Raw genomic sequence first — 14,712 nt, 5'->3', positions numbered from 1 at the left:
TTAAGTATGAATAAATTCGACGCGTCTTTGCATATCGGGGAGCCGGGACCGCAAAACGCATTCCCCGCAATTCTCATAGAGTTATAAAAATCCATGCTAGGGATAGGTATGACCGTAGGAAGCATCGCGGGCGATCGGCATGGGAAGGCACGCTCTATGAAGGAGGATGCATGAGGAAACATCGCTGGAAGGGGGGGCTTGTTGCCAGTGGTCTCGCGGCGCTATGTGCTGCGGCCATGGTTCTTCCCGCGCAACCGGTGTTCGCGGCTGAGGAGAACCTGGCGCTGAACAAGCCCGTGACGACAAGCGCTGAGCATCAGAATCTGCCTGCAAGCAGACTGACTGATGGCAACAAGGATCCCAAGAAGGGCCGCTGGAGTGCGGAGCAGGGGCCGACGCAGTGGGCGTACGTCGACCTTGGGGCCTCCCAAGAGATGAACTACTTTGAACTCACGTGGGAAAGCAACACGGAATACGCTACGGATTTCAACATCTACGTATCCGACAGCAAGGACGACTGGGGTGAGCCCGACAAGGCGGTGAAGGGCAACACCTCCGGCGTTTCTACCATCAAGCTCGATGCGCCCGTGACCGGACAGTATGTGAAGCTCGAAGTCACCAAGGTGAGCGCGTACCCCAACGTGTCCTGCTCTGAGCTCGAGATCAGGAACATCGCGGGCGAGGCACCCGAGAAGCCTGCGGAGGCCACGAACCTTGCGCTCAAGAAGCCGACCAAGGCGAGCAAGGACTATCACAATGAGAACGGTGCTCGCGCTGTCGATGGCAAGAAGAAGAACAGCAAGGCCGATCGCTGGATGACCGAGACCAAGCCCTCGGTCGATAAACCCATGTGGGTTTACGTCGACCTTGGCAAGTCCGAGACGGTCAACCACTTCGAGCTCTACTGGGAGAGCGCCGCGAACTACGCCACCGACTTCAACCTGTATGTCTCCGACTCCACCACCGAGTGGGGCGAGCCTGTCAAGGCCGTGAAGGGCAATAACCAGGGCCAGACGAGCGTCACGCTCGAGACCCCCGCCAAGGGCCGCTATGCCAAGCTCGAGATTACCGCGGAGACCTCCGGTTGGGGCGCCTCCTGCATGGAGTTCGAGGTGTGGAACGAGGTCCCGCCCGCGCCCGAGAAGCAGCCTGCTGACTACCTGAACGACATCGTCGTCAAGCCGGTTACCGCTGAGTCGACCGAGCTCGAGTACACGCTGCCCACGGACCTTCCCGCCGGCTACAAGATCAAGTACAACGGTACCGACTACGAGCAGGTCATCGGCTTGGACGGCAAGATCTACCGTCCCATCTCCGACGTGACGGTCAAGGCCTCCTTCAAGATCGAGAACGAGAAGGACAAGTCCGACTACGCGTTCAAGGAGTTCGACGTCACCGTTCCCGGTTCCATGACCGCCGGCACCAACCCTGCCCCGCAGGTGCTCCCCGAGCTCCGCGAGTGGGTCGGTGGCGAGGGCCAGTTCGCCGCGTCTGCCGCCAAACGCGTGGTGTACGGCTCCGAGTCCCTCAAGGCCATGGCCGAGGACTTTGCAGCCGACTTCCAGGCGATCACGGGCGTCAAGCTTTCCGTCGCGAGCGGGTCTTCCGCTGCTGCCGGGGACATCTTCTTCACCCTGGGCGCCGATGCGGCCAAGGGCCTCGGCGATGAGGGCTACCTGCTCGACGCCAAGGCCGACCGTATCACGGTGAGCGCTGAGGAGGTCGCCGGCGCCAATTGGGGCGGCAAGACCATCCTGCAGGGCATGAAGACCGGTGCCAACAACTTCCCGGTGGGCATGAGCCGCGACTACCCGCTGTACAAGGTGCGCGGTCTCATCCTCGACGTGGGTCGCAAGACCTTCACGCTCGACTGGCTCAAGCAGATGACCAAGCAGCTGTCGTTCTACAAGATGAACGACTTCCAGATTCACCTGAACGACAACTTCATCGGTCTTGAGAATCTTGAGGACCCGATGAAGGCCTACTCCGGCTTCCGTCTTGAATCCAACGTCAAGAAGGGCGGCAACGGCGGCAAGAACCAGGCTGACCTGACTTCGACCGACGTGTGGTATAGCAAGGCCGACTTCAAGGAGTTCATCGAGCACTCCAAGGACCTCGGCGTCAACATCATTCCGGAGATCGACACCCCGGCTCACTCCCTGGCGCTCACTAAGGTCCGTCCCGACCTGCGCACGGGCACGAGCGGTCGCCAGAACGACCATCTCGACCTCAAGAACCAGTACAACGAGTCCATCGGGTTCGTTCAGGACATCTTTAACGAGTACCTCGACGCCAACAACGACGGTGCCACCGCCGCTGACGACGTCTTCGCCGACGCCGACGTGATCCACATCGGTGCCGACGAGTACAGCGCGGACGCTAACGCTTTCCGTCGCTTCAACAACGACATGTTCAAGTACGTCGAGGATCACGGCAAGATTGCCCGCGTGTGGGGTTCGCTGACCTCCATCGCCGGTGACGGCTCCGTGAAGGTTCCCGGCGTCAACGAGGATGGCCAGCGCCGCCAGATCAACCTCTGGAACTTCGGCTACGCCAACATGGACAAGATGTACGAGGACGGCTTCGAGCTCATCGACTGCAACGACGGCGACTTCTACATCGTCCCGAACGCCGGTTATTACTATGACTACCTGAGCTACGACCACTGCTACAACGATCCGTTGAACGCCGTGGGTCGCGTCAGCATTCCTGCGGGCGACCCGCAGATCGCCGGTGGCGCCTTCGCCGTGTGGAACGACATGTGCTACGTGTCTGAGAACGGTATGTCCGAGTACGACATCTACGACCGCATCGACGGCGCGCTGGGCGCCTACGCGGCCAACAGCTGGGGCAAGGGCGCTCTGAGCGCCGCCGACTCTCAGGCTCTGTATGCCAAGATCGGTGACGCCCCGAACACGAACTTCGGCTACGAGGCTGCTGCCGATGAGAACGGCATGTACGCCCAGTGGAACATGGAGGGCACCCTCGCGGACTCCTCCGACATGAACCGCGACCTCGAGAACGGCAAGAACGCCGAGCTCGCTAAGGTCGACGGCAAGCAGGCCCTTAAGCTCAACGGCGGCGAGTCCTACGTGTCCGTTAAGGACGACGCTCTCACCACCCTGGGTCTGGGCAACGACCTGCGCGTCAAGGTCAAGCGCACCAGCGCCTCCACCGATGAGCAGGTTCTGTTCGAGTCCGAGTACGGCACGATCAAGGCGGTTCAGAAGGGCACCGGCAAGGTCGGTATCACCCGCGAGAACCGTGACTACTCCTTCAACTACACCCTGCCGGTTAACGAGTGGGTTGAGCTCGAGTTCAAGAACGAGTTCGAGGTCACGACGCTCTACGTCAACGGCGAGAAGATCGAGACTATTGGCGCAACCGGCGAGGGCAGCCGCAACAAGCTCAAGGCAACCTGCATGTTCCCCGTGAACAAGATCGGTTCCACCGAGAACGCCTTCGAGGGCTATGTGGACGACGTTCGCATCTCCACTGCCAAGGAGTTCGCCTCCACCATGGAGCTCGACTACGCGGTCCTCACCGCCGAGTCCGTGCTCGCCGCACAGGATGTCCCTGGTCTGCGTGAGCTCCTGGACCAGGCGTACGCCCTGTTCCTGAACCCCAACCCGGCTCAGGCCGACATCGACGGTCTCGTGACCAAGATCGAGGCCCTGCTCACTGGTGAGGATGGCAAGCCTTCTTACGAGATGGCGGACTACTGCCGCCTGGACGCCTATGCGCAGCTCCAGCTTGACGGCGATGCCGCGGCTCTGCTCAATGGTCTGTTCACCGAGGAGTCCGTTGCCGGCGTGCAGGCCGCTTGGGCCCAGGTTCGCGAGGACTTGCCCAAGAGCATGCAGTCCACGGTTGACGCGTACGAGAACGCCATTGTGAACGCCCTCAACGACCTTGAGCTCAGGACCGGTGGCGATTTAAACTTCGTCGATCCCGCGAGCCTCAAGGCCGTTGCCAGCTCCGAGCAGGGCGGCGCCGAGGTTGCTGCTAAGGTGCTGGACGGCAACGTTGGCACTATGTGGCACTCCAAGTACAGCGAGAACAAGCTGCCGATCTCCATCACGCTCTCTTCTGAGACGCCGATGAGCGTTGACGGCTTTGTGTACACCCCGCGCCAGAGCGGTGCGAACGGCAATATGCAGGCTTACGACATTGAGGTGAGCCAGGACGGCAAGACCTTCACCAAGGTTGCTAGTGGCACGGTCAAGCTTGATGGCGTTAACCCTGTATCCCTCAAGTTCGATCGCCAGGATAACGTTAAGGCCGTGAAGATCGTTTGGACCAAGTCCGTTGGCAACTTTGCCTCTGCCGCTGAGCTGCGTCTGATGGACGCCGCCGCTGCACCCGACTTCGCCGGTCTCCAGACCCTGGTCGATGCTGCCAAGGCTATCAAGCAGGATGGTTCGTGCAAGCACGACGCCTTCACGGATGCCACGTGGGACGCTCTGCAGGCAAAGGTCGCCGAGGCCGAGAAGGTGATCGCCGACAAGAGCGGCGACGTCAACTCCGTCTTTGCCCTCATGGGCGAGCTTGGCAAGAGCATCGTATCCCTGCGTCTTGACGCTAAGGTTGTTGACCCCGGCGCCGATGAGTTCACCGTCACCGTCGACGACCGCATTCCCGGCCACGAGGACCTGGTGATTGTGGTCAAGAAGGGCGACAAGGTGCCCGTGCTGCCTATGCCCGAGTTCGCCGGCTACCTGTTCGACGGCTGGTACACCGACGGCGTTGACGGCACCTGGAAGAACGAGTGGGACTTCGATGCCCCCGTTACGAGCGACCTGGTGCTGAGCGCCAAGTGGGTTGAGAACCGCGATGCCCCAGTCGATCCGGGCGTTGACACTCCGGAGCCCCCGGTTGATCCCGAGAAGCCGACCGACCCCGAGAAGCCGGTCAACCCGGGCAAGCCCAATGCGGATAACCCCAACCCGGGCGTGGGCCTGCCGCAGACCGGCGATAGCTCCATGCTGCTCATTGGCGGCATCGCTGCGGCTGCCGTGGTTCTGCTTGTGGTGGGCGTGATCATGCGTCGCCGCAACTCGCGCTAACCCGGCGCAAGCGCTGCCCGTACGTCGTATACGATGTGCGCACGGCGGGGCTCTTCGCGAAATGCGAGAGCCCCGCTTTTTTATGGCGGAGCCGCGGCCGCATGTGAGACAATAAACAACCATATGATTGCAGCGGCTGCGCGTTTTTGCAGCCTCATCGAGAACGGAAAGAAGGCCCATGGCTGTTAGTAAGAAAAGCCCCAAGATTAAGCGGGAGACGACCAAGGCGGATGCCGCGGAGGCCCCCAAGCCCAGCAAGCGCGAGATCAAGGCAAAGCGCAAGGAGAAGCTCTCCAAGACCGGTAAGATCGTGCTGGTGGCAATCGGCATCGCCGCCATGCTGCTCTCGGTGAGCGCCATGGCGTGCTCCGGCGTCCTCAACGAGGTGCAGTCCAAGGAGGACTACAAGCTCACCGGCGGCGTTGCGGCCACGGTCAACGGCGTCAACATCAAGGAAGACAGCGTGACCGAGCAGATCATGAGCATGCGCCAGTCCGCATACGAGAGCGACAAGGACTGGGCGACGTACCTGTCCCAGCAGGGCATGACGCCCGAGACGTACCGCGAGAACGTCATCGACAGCATCGTTCGCCAGTACCTGCTCGTGCAGGCCGAGAAGGACTACGGCATCAAGGTGACGCAGGAGGACCTCGACAAGGCGTGGAAGGAAGCCGTCGAGGGCAACGGCGGCGACGAGGACGCTTTTGTGGAGACGATCTCGCAGTTCGGTTTCACCAAGGAGACCTACCTCGAGAACATCAAGAGCTCGCTGGCCCAGCAGAAGCTGCGCGAGAAGGTCGCGGGCGTCAAGAAGCCCTCTGACGAGGACATCGTCGCGTACCTCAACGAGAACCTCTCCACCTACAACGACGCGCGCCGCTCGTCGCACATCCTGTTCAAGGTGGCCGAGGACGCGACTGAGGAGGAGCGTGCCAAGGTCGAGGCCGAGGCCCAGAAGGTCCTCGACAAGCTGAACGCCGGCGAGATCGAGTTCGCCAAGGCCGCCGAGAAGTACTCCGAGGACGGTTCCGCCAAGAACGGCGGGGATGTGGGTTGGGACAAGCTCACCACGTTCGTGACCGAGTACCAGGACGCGCTGAGCGGTCTTTCCGACGGGCAGATGAGCGGGCTGGTCAAGACGACGTACGGCTACCACATCATCAAGTGCACGGGGCAGTTCAACGTACAGACCGTGAGCAGCATCGACGAGGTGCCCGAGGGGATTCGCGACGCCATCGCCGAGCGCATCAAGACGACTGCGGAGAGCGAGAAGTACTCCGAGTGGCTGACCGAGTACACCGAGAAGGCGGACATCAAGATCAACGAGATGCCCGAGGAGGTTCCGTACAACGTTGACATGGACAAGGCGCTGGCGGAGGACGGCAAGGCGGACAAGAAGGACGCCGACGGCAAGAAGGATTCCGCGAAGTAAATTCGTTGCGGGCGCCCTGCCGTTCGGACGGGGCGCCCAATACGCTTGACGCGCCGGTGCAAAGTGAGGAGTTTGACATGACATACGAAGAGCTGCATGCCGAGATGGTCGCTGCGATGAAGGCCAAGGACAAGGTGCGCCTGGGCGTGACGCGCCTGGTGCTGGGCGAGCTCAAGAACGCCGCGTCGCGCGGCGGCGCGCACGAGATCACCGAGGAGGAGACGACCGCCCAGATCAAGCGCACCCTCAAGCAGACCAACGAGACGCTCGAGATGTCCGAGAAGGCCGGCAACAACGAGGAGCGCACGCAGAACCTGCGCGAGCAGGTGGCGGTGCTCGAGAGCCTGCTGCCCGCCCAGGTGTCCGGCGACGAGCTGGATGCCCTGATTGAGCAGGTTATCGCTGAGATCGGCGCCGAGTCCAAGAAGGACATGGGCCGTGTGATGGGCGCGCTGACCAAGGCCACGAACGGCAACTTTGACAAGCCCGCCGCCGCTCAGATGGTGGGTGCCCGCCTGGCGTAACAGACGTTCTGTGGCGGGTGCTGGTTTGGAAAGGCGCCCGGCCCATCGATGATTCGCGTGATGACCCTCGAAGGTTTTCTTCGAGGGTCGTTTTATATGGATAGACGCGAATCATACGGGCCGTGCTCGCTGTTGCCGGTCTGTAATTTAGGGTATTGCGCTGTGCATAGGTGTGTATATACTGTACTTATCGAGTATATACACTATACTCGGTTATGGCGCAGGTAGGACGTCGACCTGGGCCGTAGCGCTCGCCAAGGGACGCCTTGCGAGCCAACTGGGAAGGAAACTGTTTGTGGACATCATCATCTCAAACTCGAGCTCAAAGCCCATTTACGAGCAGATCACGAGCCAGATCAAAGATCAGATCATGGCTGGCAATCTCGTGGCGGGCGAGCAGCTCCCCTCGATTCGCGCGCTCGCAAACAGCCTGCGCGTGAGCGCGATTACCACCAAGCGCGCCTATGCCGACCTCGAGGCTCAAGGGTTCATCGAGACCGTGCAGGGCAAGGGCAGCTTTGTTGCCGGCGGCAACGACGAGCTCCTGCGCGAGGAGCGCCTGCGCGAGGTCGAGGGGCATTTGCTGCGGGCCATCGAGGGTGCGCGCGTCATCGGCGTGAGCGCGGCGGAGCTCGTTGAGATGATGACCGTCCTGATGGAGGGTGACGAGTAAATGGGTATGGAACGGCTCATCGATGCGCGCGGGATCACCAAGCGCTACGACGGCTTTACGCTCGATGCGGTGGACCTCACCGTGGATACGGGCCAGATTGTGGGCTTTATCGGCCAAAACGGTGCGGGAAAGTCGACGACCATCAAAGCGCTGTTGGGGCTGATTGGTCTCGACGGCGGCCAGGCGACCGTTTTGGGTGTGCCCGTGGGCGCCTGCGCGCCGAGCGAGGCGGCGCAGATGCGCGAGCAGGTGGGCGTGGTGTTCGACACGGTGTCTTTGCCCCCGCATCTTACGGTTGGTGAGGTGGGCAATCTCATGGCATGCGCGTATCGCACTTGGGACGCGGATATGTTCGAGCGTATGCTCGGGCGCTTCAGGCTCGACCGCGCCAAGACGGTCAAGGACCTTTCGCGCGGTATGGGTATGAAGCTGAGCCTGGCATGCGCGCTGGCGCATCAGCCGCGCCTGCTCATCTTGGACGAGGCGACGGCGGGCTTGGACCCCATGGCGCGCGACGAGGTGCTCGACCTGCTGCGCGATTTTGTGGCGGTAGAGGGCTCGAACGGCGAGCCGGTCAACGCGATCTTCATGAGCAGCCACATCACGAGTGACCTCGATAAGATCGCCGATGAGGTACTCTGCATCGACGAGGGGCGGGTGGTGTTCCGCTGCGCCAAGGATGAGATTTGCGACATGATGGGCGTGGCCCGTTGCCGTGCGGTCGATTTTGAGCGCCTGCAGAACGAGGGCGTGTCTGGGCAACTGGCTGAGCGTTACGTGCGCCATGAGTACGGCATCGACGTGCTGGTGAGCGACAGATTCGCCTTTACGCGGGCGTTCCCCGAGATTCCATGCGATCGCATCACGATTGACGACTACATGGCGCTCATGTTGAAGGGTGCACCGATGCAGACGAGCATCAATAACGTGAAAGGGGGTGTGCGGTAATGCTGCGCATGATGAAGATGGAGCTCGCGGTGCTCAAGAAGTACCTCAAGCAGATTGCGCTCACGATGTTGATTATGATTCCATGCCTCGCTGCGGGCATGGGTTCGTTGACGTCAGCACCGGGTGTGGCGTTCTTGATAGTTATGTTCAGCATGTCGATGAGCTCCTCGATGTATGACGATCAAAACGAGTGGGGGTCGTACCGGATGGCCATGCCTTTGACGCGTTGCGACGTGGTGCGGGGTCGCTATGCGTTCAACCTACTGGCGGCTATCTTTGCGGCTGCCATTGCGGCGGTGCTCATGACGGCGTTTATCGCGCTGGGGTCCGCGGTTGAGTTGCCGGAGTTTTTGGCAAACCTCGCCGTCTGGGGCAATCAGCAGCTTGAGGCGACGCTCGTCGCATCGATTTCCTGCGCCTGCATTGGTTTGTGCATCTGCAGCGTGACGCTGCCGGCGTACTTCAAGCTCGGCATGACCAAGGCGACGCAGTACCTGCCGTTCATCATGCTGTTCCTGAGCGTGGCCCCGTTCCTTGTGTTGGGCGTCATCGGCGGGCCGCTGCTCGACCAGGTGAAGGGCGCGATTGAGCTTGCGGAGACGACAGGCGGTCTGGGATTGATCGCCTTTGCCGCGCTGGCGATCTCGCTTGCAGTCTACGTGGCGAGCTCGTTTATCGCCGTGCGCCTCTATTCCGCGCGCGACCTGTAGCTTATTTGCGCCCGCGGTTCGCCATCGCGTGGCTCTATTTCGCACGCGACTCGTGGCTTGTAGATGGTTCGGCAAATTGGGCGCGGTCTGTAGCCCGAAGTTGAACCGACATGCTGGGCGTGAACTGCACCCCATGTCCGCCCAAAAGCCTCACGATAACCCTCAAAGAAGAAGGCTCGCCGAGAATCGTTCTCGGCGAGCCTTTTGTGATGACGGCATCTTGTGGATGTGCATTGCGCATGGGCGTTGCGCCAAGGAGGCTCACGCCGTCGAGGCACGCATGTGTGCCTCCAAGCCGAACCATTCGAGCGGTGCGGCTTTTTGTCCACAGCCCCTTTCGCTACTTGATCTTGGTCGTGCCCGGGGCGAGGTTGGGGTCGGTCTCGTTCGCGGCGCTCTGATGTTGCTTGGTGTAGACGTCCTTGCCGTCGCCAAACAGCTCGAGGTATTGAATCTGCGCGTACTGCATGCGCGCCTCGAGGGCCTGCTGCAGCGAGCTCGCGGGCATGGCAGGGTCGGCGGACGCGTTAGTGTCGCTCTTGACGCTCGCCAGGTACACGGAGCCCGCGGAGTCGAGGAAGCCGGTGGTGTTGATTGCCGGCAGCGACTGGCGCAGGACCAACTGGGCCTTCTGATAGTCGGTAAGCGGCGCGCCGATGAGGTTCATCATCTCGGTGCCCAGGTAGTTCGTGGAAAGGTCGATGTCGGCACTCTCCTGGCTGTTGCCCGCCACGTCGTAGTTCGCCCAGATGAGATAGTCCGTGGTCCACAGGCGCATGTTGTGGTCTGCCTTCTCCTCGTTGAGGAACCAGCGGTTGTTGTACTTATCGGGGAAGAACGGCTGGTGATCGCCAAAGAACACCACCACAACGGGGCGGTCGAGCTCGCGCAGCTCGCCAATGAACTGCTCGAGTGCGCGGTCGGATTCCTCGATGAGCGATAGGTACTCGTTGACCTCGGCGTTGCTCTCGCCATCGATAGAGAAGTTGAGCTGCTTGTCGGCGGGTAGCAGGCCAGTGTCGTAGCCCGAATGGTTCTGCATGGTGACGTCGAAGATGAACTGCGGCTCATCGTTGGTTTTGAGCATCTCGAGGATCGCGTCGTAGGTGGCGGCGTCGGTCACCATGCCGCGGAGCTTGTCGGCGTTCTGGAAGTCCTCGATGGTCAGGAACTGGTCAAACCCAAAGCCGCTGTACACGTTCTCGCGGTTCCAGTTGGTGCCGTGGTTGGGGTGCATGGCGGTGGTGGTGTAGCCGAGGTCCTTGAACTGCGCGGCGAGGTTCTTGGTCTCGTTGAGGTCGTAGATCGTGTAGGGGTACACGCCGGAGCCCAAGTAAGACATGGAGTTGCCGGTGAGGAACTCGAATTCGGTGTTGCATGTGCCGCCGCCGTAGGCGCTCACGTACAGCGTGCCGCGCGCCAGGGCGTCGGGGAGGCTCTTGAAGAATTGCGGGCCGTTGTAGCCGGCGTGCATGTTCTGGTAAATCGACAGGTCGGAGAAGGTCTCGTTCATGATGGCGATGACCGCGGGCTTTTCCTGGTCAAACTGCTTTTGCGCGAGCACGTGGCTGGCGTCGTCGCCCTCGCCGGCGTCGTATGTCGCGGCGAGCGACTTCTCGAGCTCCTCTGCCGCCTGCATGTCGTAGTCCTCGGGCACGGGGGGCTTGATGGTCTGGGCGCTCGAGATGAACGTGGGGATAAAACCCTGACGGTAGTAGCTCTCGAGCGGGCGCCACGTGTACACGGTGATGTTGAGGGTGTTGTAGTAGTCGATGAGCGTGACGTGTGCGGTCACGCCGGCGAGGCACAGCACTCCCACGAGCAGGTTAACGAGCACGTGCTTGCGCGTGCGTTCTGCGCGGGCGACGCGGAACTCGGACGCCAGCGAGCAGAGGAACATCGACACCGCGAGCAGGGCCATGCCGTACAGGCCAAAGGCACTAAAGATGTAGTCGTAGCCGGCGCTCACCGCAGCGGCGGTGCCCAGGGCGGAGAGGTCAGCGGGCTGGATGGGCATGGACTTGAACGTGATGACAAAGAACTGGGCCATGCCGATGCCCCATAGCGCAAAAGCGATAACGGCGGGGGCGACGCCATGGCGCTGGAACAGGTGGTACAAGCCGATCATGACGGCGCTGATGAGCGACCACTCGAGCAGGATGCACAGCGGGTAGTACCACGTGAGATCGTGGTTGGAGGGAATCTCGAGTGCGAGCATGGCAAAGAGGCCCGCGAGCAGCAGGATGATGATGCGAACGGCGGTGGGGCGGTGCAGGAGCGCGCTGGCAGTGCGTCCCAGCTTGCGAAGGGTGGCACCTAGGCGTCCGGCGAGGGTGAGGTCCTCGGGTTTGGCAATGCGGTGGCCGCAGGTTTCGTACTTGTCGCAGGCGGCGCAGTCGGGCGCGAATGTGCGCGCTTCGGCTTGGGCGCCGCGCTCGATGTAGGAGGTCACGCGCTGCCACACGAGGTCGCGGGCAAAGCTGCCCCATGCACACGCCGTGAGCACCAAGTTCAGAACGATGGGGGAAAGGATGTCATCGGGCGCCATACCCAGCACGCCGAGCAGGGCGGCGATGAGCTGCATGACGCAAAATGCGACAGCCCAGCCCAAGCCGGAGCGCTCCCCGGAAGCCTTGCGGCGGCTGAGCTCCCGTCGGCCCAGATAGGCGGAGGCGACGAGCCCCACAAGGGAAATGATGGTAGTGAACATACGATGACCTCTTCTTTGCTCATTACGTATTGCGACGGACGAGCGGCGCGTGCTCGAACGCGACTCGCCGCTCGTCCGGTATTGATGCCATGCACTGTGAACAGTAAACAACAAGGGAACATAGTACTCATGGATTGTCGAGATTTGGTCGATAGCCTGCGGTTCGTCGCAGTTTTCATAGAATGGGCCAAGAAGCCGCAGGGCGGGTCTAGAAGTTTCAGGGTGGCCCAGGAAGCTGGAGGTCGGGCCAGGAAGTCGCAGGGCGGGTCGGGAAGCCGTAGGTCGGGCCGGGGAGTCGCAGGGCGGGCCGGAGACACCACGTCCCATCAAGCTGTTCCCGTTTTCGCTTTGAGTTTGGCCTTCCATTCGTTGCCGCTCGTGCTCCCGGGCCCAAGTCAGAGCGTTTTTGCATTTCAAGTTGCGCAAAAGCGATTACCCGGGGTGTTCGAAATTAAAATGTGTGGGGTTTAAATTGGAGAGGTGGAGTAGACGCCCATTTTTCTCAACCGCCAACTGAGAAAACGCTTGAAATAAAGGAGGTCTACTCAGACCTTTCCAATAAACCCCACACATTTTAAAAATAGACCCCCTGTTTAGCGTGAAAGTTTCCATTTTCTCGTTCTTGTCGGCTCGGGCGCGCGTTCAATCGGTGGGGTTTCATCGGCGCGCTGGCTGTCCTTTCCGGCGGCCGCTCGGCAGGGCTTGGGCTCGCCTCGCTGGCGTGCGCTGGTCGGGCATGGACTCACTTCGCTGGCGGCGCGCTGGTCGTGCGCGCTCGCCTTGCCGGCGGTGGGCTGGTCGTGCGCGCTCGCCTTGCCGGCGATGGGTCGGTTAGGCATGGGTTCACCTCGCTGACGGGGGTTTGGTCGTGCACGCTCGCCTTGCTGGCGCTGGGCTGGCCGCGCATGTTCAACCTACCGGCGGTAAGCTGGTCCACGGATTCAACCGACTGGGCTACATGGGGCGACCTCCGAGTGTCGACCAATCGATCATGAGATTTCGTCTGAGTTCGTTCTCGCGCCTGAGCGCTTCTCCGGTTGACTCGGGGAGCGGGTAATCGATTCTTTTCGCAATGAGGCCCGCGATGGACTGAAACGTGCTGGCGTTCGATACCTTCTCATATGTGATCCAGAGCACCTCGATATTCATGGACGCCAACGCAGTTGATCGGTCGCTATCGCTGATGGCTTGTTTTTCATTCTCGTGAATGATCGAGCCCTGGCATTCAACGTCGATGTCGGGGCGGCTTTCGTTGCCCTCAAAAAGCAGGTCGGCGCGGATGAAGTTGTGAGGATACATTTTTCGCGCCTCTTTGGTTAAGGCGATCTTTGCGTTGTTGGTAAAGAGCGGCATGCCTTTGCCGCCCATCGACTCCGGGAGAGCCAGCAGCATCGAAAGCTGCGCCTCGAAGGGCGAAGACGTGACACCGGTAACAAGATTTGCTGCCTCACGGAATCTCGTCTTGCCATGAAAATGCGGATACTCGTCAAGGGCGCTGTGCAGCTCGTCGAGTGAGACGAGCGGAGGACGCATCCAAAGGGACGACGTTTTGCCCGAGGTGGTTGCCGCTGAGCTGCGAACCCTCTTCCAAGCTCCGGGTTGCCTGTTCAGCTCGGCGGCTTCGGGAGTCTTGAGCAACCCTTCGATTGCCTCACTTGGCTTAAAGACGGAAAAATTCCCGCAGAACTCGTACATGGCCATGGCGAGCTCGATGGTGTTGAGGTCGCGTGCGAGGGTTAGCAGCGTGAAAAGCGGCGAGCAGGTTTGCACGCCGAGGACGGAGTCCACAATCGCCCCAGCGGGTAGACGGGATTCCACGAGGTGCGTGCGGACATTCTTTGCGGTTCGGCGGTCTTTTCTGTTGGTGACAAGCACGTGGAGCGGGCTGCCGAGAATCTCGTGTATCACGGGGTGCTTTGGCAGGAGCGGATCGCGTACGTTGTCCCACAGGGGAGGGATGGGAGGACATAACATAAGCACCTGGTAGGGAATGCGATGCAGCCGAAACGAACTCAAGCCAAATAGAATGTCTTTTTCTCCGTGCATAGGCCCTCCAATGCGTTTTGGGATTGGAAGAGCGTTATATCAAGGGAAATCCGGGGCCAAACTGAAAATGTGTGGGGTTTATCTGACCGGAGTTATGTAGAGAGCTGACCGCGAGCGTAAAACCCCAAATAGCGAAGAGCTGAAACTCGCGCATGCGGCCGGATCGCCGATAAACCCCACACATTTTTGAAAGCCAATCACACAGAGAGGACACATGCGGTGCTTGGAAAGGGGCATGGACAGCATCTGGGGGAGTGTGGACAACGTCTGGAAGGGGGCACGGGCGGCATCTGGGCGCGGGCGACATTTGGGGAAAGGCCGCGTCTGAGGACGCAATGTTTGGAGGGGGAGGGCATGGGTCACGCCTGGGAGCGCAACGTTTAGGGGGGCGCGGTCGGAACTTGCGTCTATCCAGGCCCGCCAATGCGCCTCGGGACGCAACGTCTGGAAGGGGCACGGGTCACGCTTGGGGTGCTGCGTCTGGAAGGGGGCGGGTCGCGCCTGGGGCGCCGTGAAAGCCGCACGTGGCTGCGCACAGCGTGTAATAACCCGTCGCTCCACCCGGTGTCTCCACCAACTAAAAGGGCCGCGATGGATTTCCAT

8 protein-coding genes are annotated in these 14,712 nt (G+C 61.0%); 6 read left to right on the top strand and 2 right to left on the bottom strand.

Features of this window, described 5'->3' with window-relative positions:
* Nucleotides 1-170 precede the first annotated feature (170 nt).
* The 6 genes from LK434_RS08150 (at nt 171) to LK434_RS08125 (ending at nt 9,353) form a co-directional block, all read left to right on the top strand.
* Nucleotides 171-5,066, top strand: coding sequence for a discoidin domain-containing protein (locus LK434_RS08150; protein ID WP_050755011.1), 4,896 nt, complete (start codon nt 171-173; stop codon nt 5,064-5,066).
* A gap of 178 nt (nt 5,067-5,244) precedes the next feature.
* Entirely contained in the window at nt 5,245-6,498 is a 1,254-nt protein-coding gene (locus LK434_RS08145) for a peptidylprolyl isomerase (protein WP_006721928.1), read from the top strand.
* A gap of 77 nt (nt 6,499-6,575) precedes the next feature.
* Complete coding sequence (locus tag LK434_RS08140; protein WP_040361742.1) at nt 6,576-7,022, top strand: GatB/YqeY domain-containing protein; 447 nt, start codon at nt 6,576-6,578, stop codon at nt 7,020-7,022.
* Nucleotides 7,023-7,317: 295 nt separating this feature from the next.
* Nucleotides 7,318-7,695, top strand: a complete 378-nt coding sequence (locus LK434_RS08135; protein WP_040361743.1) for a GntR family transcriptional regulator — start codon at nt 7,318-7,320, stop codon at nt 7,693-7,695.
* Nucleotides 7,696-8,643, top strand: coding sequence for an ABC transporter ATP-binding protein (locus tag LK434_RS08130; RefSeq protein ID WP_006721932.1), 948 nt, complete (start codon nt 7,696-7,698; stop codon nt 8,641-8,643).
* On the top strand, nt 8,643-9,353 hold the full coding sequence (locus tag LK434_RS08125; RefSeq protein WP_006721933.1) for an ABC-2 transporter permease: 711 nt from the start codon (nt 8,643-8,645) through the stop codon (nt 9,351-9,353). The genes LK434_RS08130 and LK434_RS08125 overlap by 1 nt, the downstream gene beginning before the upstream one ends.
* A gap of 340 nt (nt 9,354-9,693) precedes the next feature.
* Here the strand turns inward: LK434_RS08125 and LK434_RS08120 are convergent, their stop codons facing one another.
* Together LK434_RS08120 and LK434_RS08115 are read right to left on the bottom strand one after the other, a co-directional pair.
* Complete coding sequence (locus tag LK434_RS08120; RefSeq protein WP_006721935.1) at nt 9,694-12,063, bottom strand: LTA synthase family protein; 2,370 nt, start codon at nt 12,061-12,063, stop codon at nt 9,694-9,696.
* Between the two features lie 954 nt (nt 12,064-13,017).
* Nucleotides 13,018-14,109, bottom strand: a complete 1,092-nt coding sequence (locus LK434_RS08115) for a hypothetical protein (protein ID WP_006721939.1) — start codon at nt 14,107-14,109, stop codon at nt 13,018-13,020.
* Nucleotides 14,110-14,712 lie beyond the last annotated feature (603 nt).

Source organism: Collinsella stercoris DSM 13279 (genome assembly GCF_020735465.1).
GTDB lineage: Bacteria > Actinomycetota > Coriobacteriia > Coriobacteriales > Coriobacteriaceae > Collinsella > Collinsella stercoris.
The sequence above is the reverse complement of the archived record's forward strand: the minus strand, read 5'-3'. Positions and strand labels throughout refer to the sequence as shown.